General features: G+C 70.2%; 16 protein-coding genes. 5 read left to right on the top strand and 11 right to left on the bottom strand.

Annotated elements, in window-relative coordinates:
- Positions 1–50 precede the first annotated feature (50 nt).
- The 3 genes from BWI15_RS03720 to BWI15_RS03730 are packed head-to-tail and all read left to right on the top strand — an operon-like array spanning position 51 to position 3,144.
- A complete protein-coding gene (locus BWI15_RS03720; protein ID WP_077012848.1) occupies positions 51–1,079 on the top strand; it encodes a zinc-binding dehydrogenase in 1,029 nt (342 codons plus the stop codon).
- On the top strand, positions 1,079–1,873 hold the full coding sequence (locus BWI15_RS03725; protein WP_202817564.1) for a sugar phosphate isomerase/epimerase family protein: 795 nt from the start codon (positions 1,079–1,081) through the stop codon (positions 1,871–1,873). Before BWI15_RS03720 ends, BWI15_RS03725 begins: the two co-directional genes overlap by 1 nt.
- Positions 1,870–3,144 carry an MGH1-like glycoside hydrolase domain-containing protein gene (locus BWI15_RS03730; protein WP_077012850.1) on the top strand — a complete coding sequence of 425 codons (1,275 nt, stop codon included), beginning with the start codon at positions 1,870–1,872 and terminating at the stop codon, positions 3,142–3,144. The genes BWI15_RS03725 and BWI15_RS03730 overlap by 4 nt, the downstream gene beginning before the upstream one ends.
- Before the next feature lie 24 nt (positions 3,145–3,168).
- Here the strand turns inward: BWI15_RS03730 and BWI15_RS03735 are convergent, their stop codons facing one another.
- The 3 genes from BWI15_RS03735 to BWI15_RS03745 form a co-directional block, all read right to left on the bottom strand.
- Entirely contained in the window at positions 3,169–3,426 is a 258-nt protein-coding gene (locus BWI15_RS03735; protein ID WP_077012851.1) for a hypothetical protein, read from the bottom strand.
- On the bottom strand, positions 3,423–5,012 hold the full coding sequence (gene cimA, locus BWI15_RS03740) for a citramalate synthase (protein WP_077012852.1): 1,590 nt from the start codon (positions 5,010–5,012) through the stop codon (positions 3,423–3,425). Before cimA ends, BWI15_RS03735 begins: the two co-directional genes overlap by 4 nt.
- Positions 5,013–5,246: 234 nt before the next feature.
- Positions 5,247–5,645 (bottom strand): hypothetical protein, encoded by a 399-nt coding sequence (locus tag BWI15_RS03745; protein ID WP_077012853.1) that lies wholly within the window; start codon positions 5,643–5,645, stop codon positions 5,247–5,249.
- A gap of 133 nt (positions 5,646–5,778) precedes the next feature.
- Between BWI15_RS03745 and BWI15_RS03750 the strand changes: the two genes are divergently transcribed.
- On the top strand, positions 5,779–6,933 hold the full coding sequence (locus BWI15_RS03750; protein ID WP_077012854.1) for a polysaccharide lyase family 7 protein: 1,155 nt from the start codon (positions 5,779–5,781) through the stop codon (positions 6,931–6,933).
- 49 nt (positions 6,934–6,982) lie between these two features.
- Here BWI15_RS03750 and BWI15_RS03755 read toward each other — a convergent pair whose 3' ends face one another.
- The 3 genes from BWI15_RS03755 to BWI15_RS39220 form a co-directional block, all read right to left on the bottom strand.
- Positions 6,983–8,074, bottom strand: a complete 1,092-nt coding sequence (locus tag BWI15_RS03755; protein ID WP_077012855.1) for a branched-chain amino acid aminotransferase — start codon at positions 8,072–8,074, stop codon at positions 6,983–6,985.
- 90 nt (positions 8,075–8,164) lie between these two features.
- On the bottom strand, positions 8,165–9,217 hold the full coding sequence (locus tag BWI15_RS03760) for a 3-isopropylmalate dehydrogenase (RefSeq protein ID WP_077012856.1): 1,053 nt from the start codon (positions 9,215–9,217) through the stop codon (positions 8,165–8,167).
- Complete coding sequence (locus BWI15_RS39220; protein WP_168197254.1) at positions 9,214–9,378, bottom strand: hypothetical protein; 165 nt, start codon at positions 9,376–9,378, stop codon at positions 9,214–9,216. The genes BWI15_RS03760 and BWI15_RS39220 overlap by 4 nt, the downstream gene beginning before the upstream one ends.
- A 150-nt stretch (positions 9,379–9,528) precedes the next feature.
- On the opposite strand from BWI15_RS39220, the gene BWI15_RS03765 reads away from it, so the two are divergent.
- Entirely contained in the window at positions 9,529–10,095 is a 567-nt protein-coding gene (locus BWI15_RS03765; RefSeq protein ID WP_077012857.1) for an O-methyltransferase, read from the top strand.
- A 350-nt stretch (positions 10,096–10,445) separates the two neighbouring features.
- Here the strand turns inward: BWI15_RS03765 and serA are convergent, their stop codons facing one another.
- The 5 genes from serA to BWI15_RS03790 all read right to left on the bottom strand — a co-directional run bounded on the left by serA (position 10,446) and on the right by BWI15_RS03790 (position 17,110).
- Complete coding sequence (gene serA / locus BWI15_RS03770; RefSeq protein ID WP_077012858.1) at positions 10,446–12,053, bottom strand: phosphoglycerate dehydrogenase; 1,608 nt, start codon at positions 12,051–12,053, stop codon at positions 10,446–10,448.
- Positions 12,054–12,150: 97 nt separating this feature from the next.
- Complete coding sequence (locus tag BWI15_RS03775) at positions 12,151–13,401, bottom strand: S1 family peptidase (protein WP_077012859.1); 1,251 nt, start codon at positions 13,399–13,401, stop codon at positions 12,151–12,153.
- 112 nt (positions 13,402–13,513) lie between these two features.
- On the bottom strand, positions 13,514–14,533 hold the full coding sequence (ilvC, locus tag BWI15_RS03780; RefSeq protein ID WP_077012860.1) for a ketol-acid reductoisomerase: 1,020 nt from the start codon (positions 14,531–14,533) through the stop codon (positions 13,514–13,516).
- An 82-nt stretch (positions 14,534–14,615) separates the two neighbouring features.
- A complete protein-coding gene (gene ilvN / locus BWI15_RS03785; protein ID WP_077012861.1) occupies positions 14,616–15,287 on the bottom strand; it encodes an acetolactate synthase small subunit in 672 nt (223 codons plus the stop codon).
- On the bottom strand, positions 15,287–17,110 hold the full coding sequence (locus BWI15_RS03790) for an acetolactate synthase large subunit (protein ID WP_077012916.1): 1,824 nt from the start codon (positions 17,108–17,110) through the stop codon (positions 15,287–15,289). Before BWI15_RS03790 ends, ilvN begins: the two co-directional genes overlap by 1 nt.
- Positions 17,111–17,191: the final 81 nt, after the last annotated feature.

Below are 17,191 nucleotides of genomic sequence, written 5' to 3' on the forward strand. Positions count from 1 at the left end.
GTCTGGTGCTTGTCTCGTCTTGGCCCTTGTTTTCGTCGCTGGAGGTTCCCGTGGCTCGCGTCGTGCAGTTCTCCGCTCCCCGCCTGGCCGAGGTGGTGGACTTCGATCCGCCGCCGCTGCCGCCCGGGCACGTCCGGGTCCGGACGGCGTTCTCCGGCATCTCGGCCGGCACCGAGCTCACGGCGTACCGGGGCACCAACCCGTATCTGACCCGCTCGTGGGACGCCGACGCGCGGATCTTCCGCGACAGCGAGGCCGGAGTCGCGTTCCCGGTCGTCGGCTGGGGCTACTCGGAGTCCGGTGAGGTCGTCGAGGTCGCCTCCGACGTCACCGCGCTGTCGGTCGGCGACCAGGTCTGGGGTATCTGGGGCCACCGCAGCGAGGCCGTCCTCCCGGTCGAGAAGCTCGCCGGACACCAGCTCCCGCCCGGCGTCTCGCTGGCGGCGGCGTCCTTCACCCGCGTCGGCGCGATCGCCTACAACGCGATCCTGTCGGCCCGGATCACGCTCGGCGACCTCGTCGCCATCTACGGCCAGGGCGTCATCGGCCTGCTCGCCACCCGCCTGGCCACCCTCTCGGGCGCCCAGGTCCTCACCGTCGACGGCGTGGAGTCGCGCCGGGCGGAGTCGCTCAAGTACGGCGCTCTGGAGTCCTTCGCCCCCGGTACGGCGGCCGAGCAGATCCGCGCCTTCGGCCGGCACGGCGCCGCCGACACGGCGATCGAGCTGTCCGGCGTCTACCCCGCTCTGCACGAGGCGATCCGTTCCGTCGGCGTCGGCGGCCGCGTGGTTGCCTCCGGCTTCTACCAGGGCGACGGCAACGGGCTCCGGCTCGGCGAGGAGTTCCACCACAACCGGGTTGAGCTGATCAGCTCGCAGATCGGCGGGGTCCCCGCCGAGCTGGCCGGCCGCTGGACCGTGGATCGCCTGCAGACCGGCTTCCTCGACCTGGTCGGGCGCGGCGCGATCGACCCCGAACCGCTGATCACCCACCGCGTCCCGGTCGAAGAAGCCGCCGACGCCTACACCCTGCTCGACACGCGTCCCGGTGACGCCCTGCAAGTAGTACTGGAGTTCTGATGAAGATCGCATGCCAGGAGCAACTGTTGCCAGGGGCGACGTTGCAGGAGAAGTGGGAGTTCGCCACCGCCGCCGGGTACGACGGGATCGAGCTGCGCGGCAAGGGCGACCGGAGCTTCCGCGACCGGCTGCCGGAGCTGCGTCAGGCCAAGGCCGACGGCGTCGTGATGCCGACGGTCTGTGTCGACATGCTGCACTTCTTCGGCGCCTTCGACCCCGACCAGCGCGCCGACGCGATCGTCCAGATGAAGGACGAGCTGTCGGTGATCGGCGAGCTCGGCGGCCTCGGTGCGCAGACGCCGGCGTCGTACGGGATGTTCTCGCGCCGGCTGCCTCCGTTCGAGCCGCCGCGCGACGAGGCCGGTGACCGCGAGGTGCTGCTCGACGGGCTGCGTCAGCTCGGCGAGCACGCGGCCGCCGAGGGCGTCGAGCTGTTCCTCGAGCCGCTGAACCGCTACGAGGACCACATGGTCAACCGGCTCGACCAGGCCGCCGAGCTGATCCAGGCGGTCGGCCTGGACTCGGTCCGGATCGGGATCGACAGTTACCACATGAACATCGAGGAGACCGACCCGTCCGCCTCGATCGTCGCCCAGGCGGCGTACATCGGGCACGTGCAGCTCAGCGACTCCAACCGGTTCCAGCCCGGCGCCGGTCACCTCGACTGGGCCGCGTTCCTCGGCGCCCTCGACGCCATCGGCTACGACCGCTACCTGGCCGTCGAGTGCCGCCTCACCGGCGACCCGGTCGAGGCCGTCCGCTCGATCCCGGCCGTCGTCAGGCGGTACGTGTGACGACGTCCCCCCAGCCAAACCTCCGGCAGGCCGCCGAGCGCGTGCTGCTCGGCAACTGGATCGGCCATTCGACGGTCCCGTCGCGCTCGCTCTACCCGCACCAGTGGAGCTGGGACTCGGCCTTCATCGCCATCGGCCTGCGGCACCTGTCCCCGCGCCGGGCACAGGTCGAGCTGGAGTCGCTGCTCGGTTCGCAGTGGGCCGACGGGCGGATCCCGCACATCAGCTTCTCCCCCGCCGTGGCCCGGGACGCCTACTTCCCGGGCCCGGACTTCTGGCAGGCGAGCACGGCCGGCGGCGTCGAGACCTCCGGCATCATCCAGCCGCCGGTGCACGCACTGGCGGCCTGGCTCACCCACCGGGCCGACGAAGCCGAGTCGGTACGCCGTGGCTTCCTGGCCCGGATCTACCCGAAACTCGTTGCCTGGCACACCTACTTGCGCACCCGCCGGGACCTCGGCGGCCGAGGACTCGTGGCGATCGTGCACCCGTGGGAGTCGGGCATGGACAACAGCCCGGCCTGGGACGCGGCGCTGGCCCGAGTCACTCCCGCGCCGCTCGACTCGTTCACCCGGCGGGACACCGACCACGCCAGCACCACCGATCGCCCCACCGACCTGGACTACGGGCGCTACGTGCAACTGGCCGCGACGTACCGGGACCACGGCTACGACGACTCCCGGACTCCGTTCGAGTTCGCCCTCGAGGACCCGGCGTTCAACGCGCTGCTGATCACCTCCGAGCACGCGCTCGCCGACATCGCGGAGGCGCTCGGGCTTGATCCGGCACACCACCTGAAGGCCGCCGAGGAACTCACCGGCGCTCTCGGCGCACTCTTCAGCGAAGGTCTCTTCCACGCCCGCGACCTGCGGGGAGAGGGCTTGGTCGACGCGGGCACGATCTCGGGGCTCATCCCGCTCATCGTCCCGGAGTTGCCGCAGGCAACCGAGTTGCTGGCGACCGCGCGGGGCGAGCGGTTCGGGCTGGGACGGGTTCACCTGGTGCCGAGCTACGACCTGACCGGGCCGGAATTCGAGCGCAAGCGCTACTGGCGCGGGCCGAGCTGGTTCAATACCGCCTGGCTGATCCATCGCGGCCTGGTCTGCCGAGGGGAGCAGGAACTGGCGGACAAGCTTCGCGCCGACCTGCTGGAACTCGCCGGCAGCACCGACTTCGCCGAGTACGTCGACCCGTACGACGGATCGCCGCGCGGCGCCCAGACGTTCAGCTGGACAGCCGCGCTGGCGCTGGACCTGCTCAGCTGCAGCTGATCTGCCCGCCTGCAGCCGACTTGCTCAGCTGTAAGTGACGTCCAGCACGCCGACGATCTTGTCCAGCCGCGCGGCGACCCGGCCGACGTCGAACCCGTTGCCCTCGACGACGATCCGGAGCTCGCCGCGGTCCAGGCAGAGGCTGAGCTCCCGGACGTCGTACGGGTTGAGCAGGACGGCGATCCGGGCCAGCAGACCGCGGGTCTCGACCACCTCGGCGGTGAACACGGTCTGCACCCGGTCGACCAGCGCGGGCGCGGCGTACTCGGCGACGGCGGTCATCGCGCGACCTCCTTGTGGCGCAGCAGGCCGAAGGTGACGCCGTCGACCAGCGCCTCCCAGGATGCCTCGACGATGTTGTGCCCGACGCCGACCGTCACCCACGAGCCTTCGCCGTCAGCGGTCTGGATCAGCACTCTGATTACGGCGTCGGTGCCGTGCCCCTGGTCGAGGATCCGCACCTTGTAGTCGACCAGGTCGAACTTGTTCACCACCGGGTAGGCCCGCTCGATCGCGGCCCGCAGCGCGTGGTCCAGGGCGTTGACCGGGCCGTTGCCCTCCCCGGTCACGATCTCCCGCTCACCACCGGCGACCAGCTTCACCGTCGCCTCCGAGACCGCCTCGCCCTCGGCGCGCGACTCGGTGATCACCCGCCACGACTCGACGTCGAAGAAGCTCGCCCGCTCCCCGGTGACCTCCTCGGTCAGCAGCAGCTCGAACGACGCGTCGGCCGACTCGAACGTGTAGCCGCGGGCCTCCATCTTCTTGACCCGCTCGGTGACCCGCCCGACCAGTTCCTTGTCGTTGCCGAGGTCGAAGCCGAGCTCGCGGCCCTTCAGCTCGACGCTGGCCCGGCCGGCCATCTCGGAGACCAGCATCCGCATGTCGTTGCCGACCAGCGCCGGATCCGTGTGCTGGTAGAGATCCGGGTCCACCTTGATCGCGCTGGCGTGCAGCCCCGCCTTGTGCGCGAACGCCGACAGGCCGACGTACGGCTGGCGGGCGGACGGCGGCACGTTGGTCACCTCGGCGATCGCGTGCGCGATCCGGAACGACTCGGCCAGCCGGCCCGGCGGCAGCAGCTCCATGCCGCGCTTGAGTTCGAGGTTCGCGACGACGGCGAGCAGGTCGGCGTTGCCGGTGCGTTCGCCGTACCCGTTGATCGTGCCCTGGACGTGCGTCGCGCCGGCCTCGACCGCGGCGATCGAGTTCGCCACCGCGCAGCCGCCGTCGTTGTGCGCGTGGATGCCGAGCCGCGCGCCGGTCGTCTCGAGGACGTCGCGCACGACGTCCTGCAGCTCGCGCGGCAGCGTGCCGCCGTTGGTGTCGCAGAGCGCGACCACGTCGGAGCCGGCCTCGGCCGCGACCCGAACCACCTCGAGTGCGTACGCCTTGTTGGCCCGGTAGCCGTCGAAGAAGTGCTCGGTGTCGAGAAAGACCCGCTGGCCGTGCTCGCGCAGGTGCCGGACGGTGTCGGCCACCATGCGCAGGTTTTCGTCCAGCGTCGTGCGCAGCGCCCGCTCGACGTGCGCGTCGTGGCTCTTGGCCACCAACGTGACGACGTCCGCGCCGGACTCCCGCAGCGCCGCGACCTGCGGGTCGTCGGCAGCGGCCGCGCCCGGCTTGCAGGTCGCCCCGAACGCCGCGAAGGTCGCGTGGCGCAGGTGCAGCTCGGTCCGTGCCCGCGCGAAGAACTCCGTGTCCTTCGGTACGGCGCCCGGCCAGCCGCCCTCGATGAATCCGACGCCCAGGTCGTCCAGGTGCTGCGCGATGGCGATCTTGTCGGCCACGGACAGCGCCAGACCCTCCTGCTGCGCACCGTCGCGCAGGGTGGTGTCGTAGACGTGGAACTCGTCGGATCTGCTCACGGGAGTCGCCTTCCGGTGGATGGGGGCATCAGGCAAACAAAAAACCTCTCGCAAGGTGCGAGAGGTCTGCGCGCTCAGGTACTGCTTGCTGAGCGCGCCTAGCCAATAATGACCCGGAAGTTCTTCATGACATTTTTCAGTCTGCCACAGCGAGCCGTGAGCAGAGCTGAACGTCTCGAAAAGCGAACATCCAGTACGCCGATCAGTACTACGGCGTGCGCCGCAGTTCAGTTCTCAGGCGGTGAGCGACCATTCCGGGGTGTCCCAGGCGGCGTAGAAGTCGTCGCGCTCCAGCGGCCGCAGGCCCCACTGCTCACGGTCCAGCGCCTGGTCGGTCAGCCGGCCGTGCTCGTCCTCCATCCGCTGCCACCAGTACCGGGTGATGGTCCCGTCCTCGGTGACGTGCAGCTCGCGCACCACGACCCACTCGCGCTCGTGCCAGACGGCCTCGAACAACCGGTCCGTCCCGTCGTCGTCGGCCCGCGCCCCGAAGGTCCGCGCCGCGGTCCCGCGATCCAGGTCGCGGATCAGCTCGACCGAAGCCCGAAAAGCCTGCTGCGTCTCCGCACTCCACTCTCGCTCCCGCGCGAGCTGTGCGTAGTACGCCTCGACGTCGTCCGGAAAGCCGTTCATGGCGGTGACCCTACCGAAGCCGGCTGAGAGCTTGCTGTGAAAACGACTGTCCTGATCGTGCCACCGAGGCCACCACAGGTTCGCCGCGCAGCACACTGGCCGCGCCCACCCCTTGTCACCGAGAGGCTGACCGATGAGACTACTCGCCCTCCTGGCCGTCGTCCCGCTGATCGCCGGCGCGACCACCGCCGCTCCGGCGACCGCTGCCGGTACCGAGATCACCCCACCTGCCGCCTCCGTCACGGCCGATACCAGCGACGACAACATCGCGGCGAACGTCGTCGACAACGACTACTCGACCCGCTGGTCGGGCAACGGCGACGGCGCGACCCTGCAGCTCGACCTCGGTGGCGTGCGGACGGTGTCGCAGCTGAAGGTTGCCGTCTACCACGGCGACGAGCGGCGCAACGACTTCGAGCTCCAGCTCTGGAACGGCACGAGCTGGGTCACCGTCTTCGACGGCCTCAGCAGCGGGACCACCACCGGCTTGCAGACCTTCGACTTCGCCGACCGGCCCGCGTCGAAGGTCCGGTACATCGGCCACGGCCACCAGCTGAAGGACGGCGGAACCGGGACCTGGAACAGCCTCACCGAGATCGAGGTCTGGGGCACCGGCGGCAGTTCTGGCGGCGGCGTACCGGCTGACGTGCTCGATCTGCGGAACTGGAAGATCACCCTGCCGATCGGAGCGGAAGGCAAGCCGACCGAGGTGAAGCAACCGGCGCTGGCGACGTACTCCCACGACAGCTACTTCACCGTCGTCGGCGACGCGGTGCGGTTCCGGGCGCCGGTCAACGGCGTCACCACCAGTGGATCGAGCTACCCGCGGTCCGAACTTCGGGAAATGACCAGCAACGGCACCGCCAACGCGGCCTGGTCGTCGACCTCGGGAACCCACACGCTGACCGTGCGTGAGTCGTTCGACCGGTTGCCCGCGGACAAGCCGCACCTGGTCGGCGCGCAGATCCACGACGGCGAGGACGACGTCACGGTCTTCCGGCTCGAGGGCAGCAAGCTGTACGTGACGAACGGCGACAACGCCCATCACAAGCTGGTCACCAGTTCGTACCGGCTGGGCACGGTCTTCGAGGCGAAGTTCGTGGTCAGTGGCGGCCAGGTCAAGGCGTACTACAACGGGACCCTGCAGACCACTCTCGGCAAGAGCTTCTCCGGCGCCTACTTCAAGGCCGGCGCGTACACCCAGGCCAACTGCTCGAACTCCTCGCCGTGTGCCGGCACGAACGTCGGCGAAACCACCATTCACTCGCTGAACGTCACGCACAGCTGAAACAGCGCTGCGCCCGGGGATGCTGGGATCTCCGGGCGCAGCGGGCCGATCAGCAGATGCGGGTCATCCAGCCGTGGGTGTCCTTGGCCCGGCCGTACTGCAGGTCGAGCAGGGCGCTGCGGACGGCCGCGGTGATCGGGCCACCGTTGCCGTCGGCGACCTGGACCTCGCCGCCGTTCCACTTCAGGGACGCCACCGGGGTGATCACTGCCGCCGTACCGCAGGCGAAGACCTCACGGATCCGGCCGGACGCCGCGCCCTCGCGCCACTCGTCGATCGAGATCTTGCGCTCGGTGACGGTGTGGCCGAGGTCGGTGACCAGCTTCAGGATCGAGTCCCGGGTGACGCCCTCGAGGATCGTGCCGGACAGTTCCGGGGTGATCACGGAGTTGTCGTCGAGCACGAAGTACAGGTTCATCCCGCCGAGCTCTTCGATCCACTTCTTCTCGACCGCGTCCAGGAAGGCGACCTGGTCACAGCCCTGCTCGATCGCCTCGGCCTGGGCCAGCAGCGACGAGGCGTAGTTGCCGCCGGTCTTGGCCGCGCCGGTCCCGCCGGGCGCCGCGCGGGTGTACTCCTCGCTGAGCCAGATCCGGACCGGCTTGACGCCGTTCGCGAAGTAGGAGCCGGCCGGGGACGCGATCACGCAGTACGTCACCTGGGCCGACGGCCGGACGCCGAGGAACGGGTCGGAGCCGAACATGAACGGCCGCAGGTACAGCGAGGTCTCCCCCCCGCTGGGCACCCACGCCTTGTCGATCTCGACCAGCTTGGTCAGCGAGTCCAGGAACGCCGCCTCGGGCAGCTCCGGCAGCGCGAGCCGCCGGGCGGACCGGTTGAACCGGGCCGCGTTGGCGTCCGGGCGGAAGGTGTGGATCGAGTCGTCGGGATGCCGGTAGGCCTTCATCCCCTCGAAGATGGTCTGGGCGTAGTGGAACACCGAGGTCGCCGGAGACAGCTCCAGCGGTCCGAAGGCGGTGATCCTCGCGTCGTGCCAGCCGTCTTCCCGGTTCCAGGTGGCGATCGCCATGTGGTCGGTGAAGTGTTGCCCGAATCCCGGGTTCGCCAGGATCGTGGCGCGCTGGTCGTCGCTGGCCGGCTGGGTGTTGGGCTCAACGGTGAACTGCAGATCGGCGCTCATGAGCGCACCGTACCTCTCTGCCCAGTGGTCAGGCGAGCGCGTGAGCGACCGCCTGAGGCCGGTGTCCGGCAGGCGAGCGAAGCCATCTCATCACCCGGCCGCGCGCTTGGCGATCGCGTCACCGATCTCCGCGGTGCTGCGGCTGCCACCGGCGGTGCGCTCCTCGATGTCCGCGGTCACCGCGGCCTCGATCGCGGCCGCCGCCTCGGTCAGCCCGAGGTGGTCGCACAGCAGCGCCGCCGACAGGATCGCCGCGGTCGGGTCGGCCTTCTGCTGACCGGCGATGTCCGGCGCCGACCCGTGCACCGGCTCGAACATGCTCGGCGCGGTGCGGTCCGGGTTGATGTTGCCGCTCGCGGCCAGCCCGATGCCGCCGGTGACCGCGGCCGCCAGGTCGGTGATGATGTCGCCGAACAGGTTGTCGGTGACGATCACGTCGAACCGGGCCGGGTCGGTGACCAGGAAGATCGTCGCCGCGTCCACGTGCAGGTAGTCGACGGCGATCTCGGGGAACTCGGTCGCGACCGCGTCGACGGTCCGCTTCCACAGGTGGCCGGCGTGCACGAGCACGTTGTTCTTGTGCACCAGCGTCAGCTTCTTGCGCGGCCGGGCCTGGGCCCGCGCGAACGCGTCCCGGACGACCCGCTCCACGCCGTACGCCGTGTTGACCGACACCTCGGTGGCGATCTCGGCCGGGGTGCCGACGCGCAGGGCGCCGCCGTTGCCGACGTACGGGCCCTCGGTGCCCTCGCGGACGACGACGAAGTCGACCTCGCCGGGGTTGGCCAGCGGGGATCCGACCGAGGGGTAGATCTTCGACGGCCGCAGGTTCACGTAGTGGTCGAGGGCGAACCGCAGCTTGAGCAGCAGACCACGCTCGAGCACGCCGGACGGCACCGTCGGGTCGCCGACCGCGCCGAGCAGGATCGCGTCGTGACCGCGAATCGCCTCGAGCTCGGCGTCCGGCAGCGTGTCGCCGGTCGCGTGCCAGCGCTTGGCGCCCAGGTCGTACTCGGTCCGCTCGAAGGTCACGCCGTGGACCGCGCTGACCGCGTCGAGCACCTTGAGTGCCTCGGTGGTCACCTCGGGCCCGATTCCGTCACCGGGGACGACGGCCAGCGTGAACTTCTTCTTCTCGGTCACTTCTTGGGTTCTCCCCCGTTGTCGCGGCGGTTCATGGCCTCTTGGACAGCCCGGGCCTCGGACGCGGTCTCGCTCGCCGGGCGGACCGGGCGACGGCGCCGGGCCGCCTTCCGTTCCCGGCCGTCGATCGCGGGCCAGTTGGCTGGATACATGTCGTACATGCTGCTCCTTGCGAAAAAGGGTCTCGCGGGCGGCAGGGTGAAGCCGAATTTACTCTGGCGTCCGACTATTTCACCACTATGCGGGCATCCTGTCCCGAAATGTGAGATGCCGGTGACGCCGCTGGACCGAAGCTGTGCAACTCTCACCGAGTGAGCGCTCCTCCAGAACTGCCCCCGCTGGTCTCGGCGGCCCTCAGCCTGTCCGGCCGGCGCGGATTCGTCAGCTCGACCCGTAACGAGACCGGCCGGCTGCTCGCGACGCTGGCGGCGTCGCGCACCGGCATGCTCGGCGAACTCGGCACCGGCTGCGGAGTCGGATCGGCTTGGCTGCGCAGCGGCGCGGCCGAGGGAACCCGGATCGTCACCGCCGAAAGCGATCCCGAACTGGCCAAGGCGGTGGCCGAACTGTTCGCCGACGACGAGCGGATCGAGGTCGTCGAGGCGGACTGGACCGCGCTGATCGAGCGCGGCCCGTTCTCGTTGCTGTTCGTCGACGCGCGCGAGGCGAAGCTGTCGGCCCGCGACGTCGTCGCCGAAGCGGTCGAGCCCGGTGGTTTCGTAGTGCTCGACGACTTCACGCCGTCCGCGGTCTGGCCGCCGATGTACGAGGGCCGGGTCGACACCCTGCGCCAGGAGTGGCTGCAGGACAAGCGCTTCACCACCGTCGAGGTGATGGTCGCCCCCGACGCCTCCGTCCTGCTGGCCACTCGCCGCTGATCCCCTCCGCATTTGGCCGGTTGACCCGCGGGATGGTGGGTTCTACCGCTGCATGCCGCCATCGAACCCACCATTTGATGGGTCAACCCGTGAACTGGCCCGTCGGCCCACCTGAATCCGGGTGGCCAACGGGCCATTTCGTGGGTTGACCCACGAAATGCACCTCGGGCGGCGGGCGGGGTGGGGCGGTTGTGGTGGAGCAAAAACAGGTGGGCCCGAGCCACAGCTCCCGGGTGGGAGGGGCTCGGGCCCTGGCCGGCCGCCATGCGCCTGCGGGCGGCAGGCCGGTCCTGCTCTACCAGTGTGACATTCCCGGCGTCAGTACGCCGCCCGGAAGGTCACACTCAGGCTCAGGCCTCCAGGTCGACCGTCCGCGCGGTGTCGGCCTGTACGGCGGAAGCGATGTCGTCCAGCTTGGCCGGCGGGATCGAGGAGTCGACGCTCAGCGCGACCAGCGCCTTGCCGCCCTTGCGGTCCCGGCTGACCTGCATGCCGGCGATGTTGATGTCGGCCTCGCCGAGGATCCGGCCGACCGCGCCGACGATGCCCGGGCGGTCCTCGTAGCTGAGGAACGCCAGGTGCGCGGACAGCTCGATCTCCAGGTCGAACCCGTCGATCTCGACCAGCCGCTCGGACTGCTTGACGCCGACCAGCGTGCCGGACACCGACACCTGACCGCCGTCGGCCAGCGTGCCGCGCAGCGTGATCAGGTTGCGGTGCTCGGGGCTGTCGTGGTCGGTGACGAGCCGGACCTCGAGGCCCCGCTCGGCCGCGAGCAGCGGCGCGTTCACGTACGACACGTTGTCCTCGACGACGTCCGCGAAGACACCCTTCAGCGCGGCCAGCTCGAGCACCTTCACGTCGTACTGAGTGATCTCGCCGCGGACCTCGACGTCGAGCTGCTGCGCGACGCCACCGGCCAGCGCGGTGAAGATCCGGCCCAGCTTCTCGGTCAGCTGGATGCCCGGGCGGACGTCCTCGGCGATCACGCCACCCTGGACGTTGACCGCGTCCGGAACCAGCTCGCCGGACAGCGCGAGGCGGACGGACTTGGCGACCGCGATGCCGGCCTTCTCCTGCGCCTCGTCGGTGGACGCGCCCAGGTGCGGGGTGGCCACGACGTTCTCGAACTCGAACAGCGGGGAGTCGGTGCACGGCTCCTTGGCGAACACGTCCAGCCCGGCGGCCGCGACCCGGCCCTCCTTCAGCGCGGAGTACAGCGCCTGCTCGTCGACGATGCCGCCGCGGGCCGCGTTGACGATGATCACCTCGGGCTTGACCTTGTGCAGCTGCTCGTCGCCGATCAGGCCGATCGTCTCCGGCGTCTTCGGCAGGTGCACGGAGATGAAGTCGGACGCGGCCAGCAGCTCGTCGAGCGAGGCGAGCCGCACGCCCATCTGCGCGGCCCGGCCGGCCTGTACGTACGGGTCGTAGGCGATTACGTTCATGCCGAAGGCGGCCAGCCGCTGGGCGACCAGGACACCGATCTTGCCCAGGCCGACGATGCCGACGGTCTTCTCGAACAGCTCGACACCGGAGTACTTGCTGCGCTTCCACTCGCCGTTCTTCAGCGACTGGTCGGCGGCCGGGACCCGGCGGGCCGCGGCCAGCAGCAGCGCGACCGCGAGCTCGGCGGCGCTGACGATGTTCGAGGTCGGGGCGTTCACGACCATCACGCCGGCCTGGGTGGCGGCCTTGACGTCGACGTTGTCCAGGCCGACCCCGGCCCGGGCGACGACCTTCAGCTTCTTCGCCGCGGCCAGCGCCTCGGCGTCGACCTTGGTGGCGCTGCGGATCAGGATGGCGTCGACGTCGGCGATCGCGGGGATCAGCTCGGCGCGGTCGGCGCCGTTGGCGTGCCGGATCTCGAAGTCCGGCCCGAGGGCCTCGACGGTGGCGGGAGACAGCTCTTCGGCGATCAGAACGACGGGTCGGCTGGCGGCTGCTGTGTCAGGCATGACAGACAACTCCTGCAGAAGCGGTAGGGGGCTCGATGGAACAGAGCACCGCGCTGTGCCCGCTGGACCCGATGCTACCAGTCGCTCGGTGTGACGTTCAGTCGGTATCACACCCAGACTTGTTCTCGGCGGTGAAGGCACTGTCGATCCGCAGCCGCTGCTGCTCGCGGACCAGGTGGTAGCGGATCTTCAGCCGCCCGCAGGTCTTGCGGTTCGCGCCGGCGCTGTCCGGCGAGAACAGCACGGTGAAGCTCAGCAGGGCGTCCGCGTCGTTGTCGGGCCCGGCCGAGGCGACCGACTCGATCACCGGGCGGAACGCGTACGACGTACCGTGCTTCTTCGCGTCCTCGGCCGGGTCGCTGCGCGCCCGCAGCCGGCTGGAGTAGGTGGCTTGCATCGCGGCGAAGTCGTGCTTGTTGAGCGTTTGCAGGTACTCCGCGAGGGCCTGCCGGACCTCGCCGGCCAGCGGAGTGTTGGCGACCGCGAGTTCGGGCTCGACCGGGCTCTGCGGCCCGCGGGCATTGCGGCAGGCGCCGATCGGCTCCGGCGTCAGGGGCGGCGAGCCGCCCGCGAAGTCGCGCAGCTCGTCCAGGCTGATGATCCTGCTCCCGGCCATGGTCTCGCCGGTGAGCAAGCCGATCACCCGCCCGTGCTTGTCGACCAGCGGCGCGCCGAGCAGGCCGGTGTCGTCGATCTCGCTGAGTTCGCGGGGCTGCTGCGTCGTACCGATCGGGAGCGAGACCTGCTCGCCGTCCAGGCGGTGGCCGACCAGACCCCGTTCGGCAGCGGGTTCGGGCAATTCGTGCGCGAGCGTGGCCGTCGGCAGGCCGGCCCAGCCCGGCATCCCCAGGACGGCGATGCCGTTGGCGTTCACGCCGCGGACCTCGACCCGGCGGACCTTGCCGTCCTGGGTGACCACGGCGGCCGAGATCGGCTCGCGGATCGCGGACGCGGCGGTCAGCACGACCCCGCCCGGCAGCAGTACGCCGGTCGCCTGGCCGGTGCCCGCGCACGTCGTCGCCAGCACCTGGACGACGGCCGGCCCCGCTTTGTCCATCACCTCGTCGGTGTCCAGGCTCAGCCGATCCGCCCGCACCAGCCAGCCGGCCGCCGCCCCGAGCACCAGCACGAAGACGACCAGCGGCCAGACGAAGCGCAGCCGGAACTTCGGCGGCAACGCCCCCGGACCGTCGTACCGGGTTGCGCCGGACGACTCGCCCGGTGTCCGGCGGCGCGGCTCGATCGTGGTCCGCGGACCGCTCGGCGCGCGGGCGTCGTCGTGCTCGACGGCCCAGCTCGGGATGCGGCGGGGCGGGCGCGGCAGCTCGCTGCGGCCCTGCTCAGCCATCCCAGCCCTCCCCTGTCCGGTCCAGTCCGATTCTGTCAGACAACGCGGCGGCGCCCAGGCTCCACACGATCACAGCGTGGGGCCTGGGCGCCGGTACGGCGTACAGCGGGACTCAGCGAGCGGCGGTGCCCTCGACGTAGTCCTCGTCGTGCGACTTGACCCACGCCATCAGCGCGCGCAGGTCCTTGCCGACGGCCTCGATCGGGTGCGACTCGCTGGCCTTGCGGAACTCCGCGAACTCCGGCGCGCCGGCGTCCTGGTCGGCGATGAAGCGGGCCGCGAAGGTGCCGTCGGTGATGTCGTTCAGCACGTCCTTCATCCGGGCCTTGACCGACGCGTCGATGATCCGCGGGCCGGACACGTAGTCGCCGTACTCGGCGGTGTCGGAGACCGACCAGCGCTGCTTGGCGATGCCGCCCTCGTACATCAGGTCGACGATCAGCTTGAGCTCGTGCAGGCACTCGAAGTACGCGACCTCCGGCTGGTAGCCGGCCTCGGTCAGCGTCTCGAAGCCGGCCTGGACCAGCGCGGAGACACCACCGCAGAGCACGGCCTGCTCACCGAACAGGTCGGTCTCGGTCTCCTCGGTGAAGGTGGTCTTGATGCCGCCGGCACGCAGGCCGCCGATGCCCTTGGCGTAGGCCAGCGCGAGGTCCCAGGCCTTGCCGGTCGCGTCCTGCTCGACCGCGACCAGGACCGGAACGCCCCGGCCCTCGGTGTACTCGCGACGGACCAGGTGACCCGGGCCCTTCGGCGCGACCATGAAGACGTCGACACCGGCCGGGGGCTTGATGTAACCGAACCGGATGTTGAAGCCGTGCCCGAACACGAGCGCGTCGCCGTCGACCAGGTTGGGCTCGATCGCCTCGGTGTAGAGCTTGCGCTGGGCCGGGTCCGGCGCCAGCACGACGATCACGTCGGCCTCCTCGCAGGCCTCGGCCGGGGTGACCACCCGCAGGCCCTGCGCCTCGGCCTTGGCCCGGCTCTTGGAGCCTTCCGGCAGGCCGACCCGGACGTCGACGCCGGAGTCGCGCAGCGACAGCGCGTGGGCGTGGCCCTGGGAGCCGTAGCCGAGAACGGCCACGTGCCGGCCCTGGATCACGCTCAGGTCGGCGTTGTCGTCGTAGAACATTTCTGCTGCCACTGGGAGCTCGTCTCCTAATTTCTGGGTGAGGGGGTCGGCGGGTGCCGGCCGAGTTTCGGGGGTGGTCCGCTCAGCCGTGCCGGGCCGGCGCGGCGGGACGGGTACCCGGCGGCGGCGCCGGCACCGGGTGGGACTGGGTGGCGGCCGGACCGCCGGGGGTGGGCGCGGACTGGCCGGCCGGGCGGGCCTGCAGCGCCGGAGCGCCGGAGGCCACGTGCGGCGGCGGGACCGGCACCGGACGCAGCGAGCGGTCCGAGATGGACCGGCCACCGCGGCCGATCGCGACCATGCCGGACTGGACCAGCTCGCGGACGCCGAACGGCTCCAGCACCCGCATCATCGCCTCGAGCTTGTCCGGGTTGCCGGTCGCCTCGATGGTGATCGCGTCCGGAGCCACGTCCACCACCTTCGCACGGAACAGCTGGACGGTCTCCAGCACCTGCCCGCGGGTCAGGGTGTCGGCCTTGACCTTGACCAGCACCAGCTCGCGCTGCACAGTCTGGGTCGGCTCGAGCTCGACGATCTTGATCACGTTCACCAGCTTGTTCAGCTGCTTGGTGATCTGCTCCAGCGGCTGTTCGTCGACGCTGACCGCGATCGTCATCCGGGAGATCTCCGGGTGCTCGGTCGGGCCGACCGCGAGCGAGTCGATGTTGAAGCCGCGGCGCGAGATCAGCGCGGCCACCCGGGCCAGCACGCCGTGCTTGTTCTCGACCAGGATCGACAGTGTGTGCTTGCTCATCACAGCTCCTCGGAGTCCCAGTTCGGCGCCATGTCGCGGGCGATCTGGATGTCGTCGTTACTGGTGCCGGCGGCAACCATCGGCCAGACCATCGCGTCGCGGTGCACGACGAAGTCGACCACCACCGGCGCGTCGGTGACCGCCATCGCCTTCTCGATCGTCGCGTCGACCGACTCACGGTCGGAGCAGCGCAGCCCGACGCCGCCCATCGCCTCGGCCAGCTTGGCGAAGTCCGGGATCCGGGCCGAGTGCAGGTCGGTGTTGGAGTAGCGCTTGTCGTAGAACAGCGTCTGCCACTGCCGGACCATGCCGAGCGACTGGTTGTTGATCACCGCGACCTTGATCGGGATGCCCTCCAGCGCGCAGGTGACCAGCTCCTGGTTGGTCATCTGGAAGCAGCCGTCGCCGTCGATCGCCCAGACCGTCGCGTCCGGCCGGGCCACCTTGGCGCCCATCGCGGCCGGCACCGAGTAGCCCATCGTGCCCAGGCCGCCGGAGTTCAGCCAGTTCAGCGGCTTCTCGAACGGCAGGTAGTGCGCGGCCCACATCTGATGCTGGCCGACGCCGCTGGTGTAGATCGCGTCCGGTCCGGCGATCTGGCCGATCCGCTGGATCACGTACTGCGGGGACAGGCTGCCGTCCTCCGGCTCGTCGTACCCGACCGGGTACTTGGCCTTGACCGAGTCCAGCAGGCCACGCCACGCGGAGTAGTCCGGGGTCTTGCCGTTGCCGGCGATCTCGGTCTTCAGCGCGCCGATCAGGTCGCCGATGACCTCCTTGCAGTCGCCCACGATCGGCACGTCGGCGTGCCGGTTCTTGCCGATCTCGGCCGGGTCGATGTCGGCGTGGATCACCTTGGCGTCCGGGGCGAACGAGGACAGCTTGCCGGTCACCCGGTCGTCGAACCGCGCGCCGAGGGCGATCAGCAGGTCGGACCGCTGCAGCGCACCGACGGCCGAGACCGAGCCGTGCATGCCCGGCATGCCGAAGTGCAGTTCGTGGGTGTCGGGCAGCGCGCCGCGGGCCATCAGCGTGGTGACCACCGGGATGCCGAGCAGCTCGGCGAGCTCCTTGAGCTCGGCCGACGCCTTGGCCCGGATCACGCCGCCACCGACGTACAGGACCGGCTTCTCGGCGGCGGCGATCAGCCGGGCCGCCTCGCGCACCTGCTTGGGGTGCGGGCGGGTCACCGGGCGGTAGCCGGGCAGCGAGAGCTCGGTCGGCCACTGGAAGTCCACCGTGGCCTGCATCGCGTCCTTGGTCACGTCCACCAGCACCGGGCCGGGCCGGCCGGTGGAGGCGATGTGGAACGCCTCGGCGATCGTCGAGGCGATGTCGTTCGGGTCGTTGACCAGGAAGTTGTGCTTGGTGATCGGCATCGTGATGCCGCGGATGTCGGCTTCCTGGAAGGCGTCGGTGCCGATCGAGGCGCTGGCCACCTGGCCGGTGATCGCGACCATCGGGACCGAGTCCATGTAGGCGTCGGCGATCGGGGTGACCAGGTTGGTCGCGCCCGGGCCCGAGGTCGCCATGCAGACCCCGACCTTGCCGGTGGTCGAGGCGTAGCCCTGGGCCGCGTGGCCGGCGCCCTGCTCGTGACGTACCAGGATGTGGCGGATCTGGGTCGAGTCGAGCATCGGGTCGTACGCCGGGAGGATCGCGCCGCCCGGAATGCCGAAGACGGTGTCCACTCCGGCGTGTTCCAGTGCGCGGATCAGAGCCTGTGCCCCGGTCAGCTGCTCACTCATGAGTGCCTTCCCTTGTCCAGTCACGATGTTTGGCTTCTCAGCGACCGATCCATCCTCGCTCGTGGTCGTCGTCAGGTGGCGTCCGGGTCGCGGACCGTCGCCCTGGCAACAAAAACGCCCCTCCTGCCGGGTTGGCTGAAGGGGCGCGCTCGACTC

The sequence above is a fragment of the Kribbella sp. ALI-6-A genome (assembly GCF_001984195.1).
GTDB lineage: Bacteria > Actinomycetota > Actinomycetes > Propionibacteriales > Kribbellaceae > Kribbella.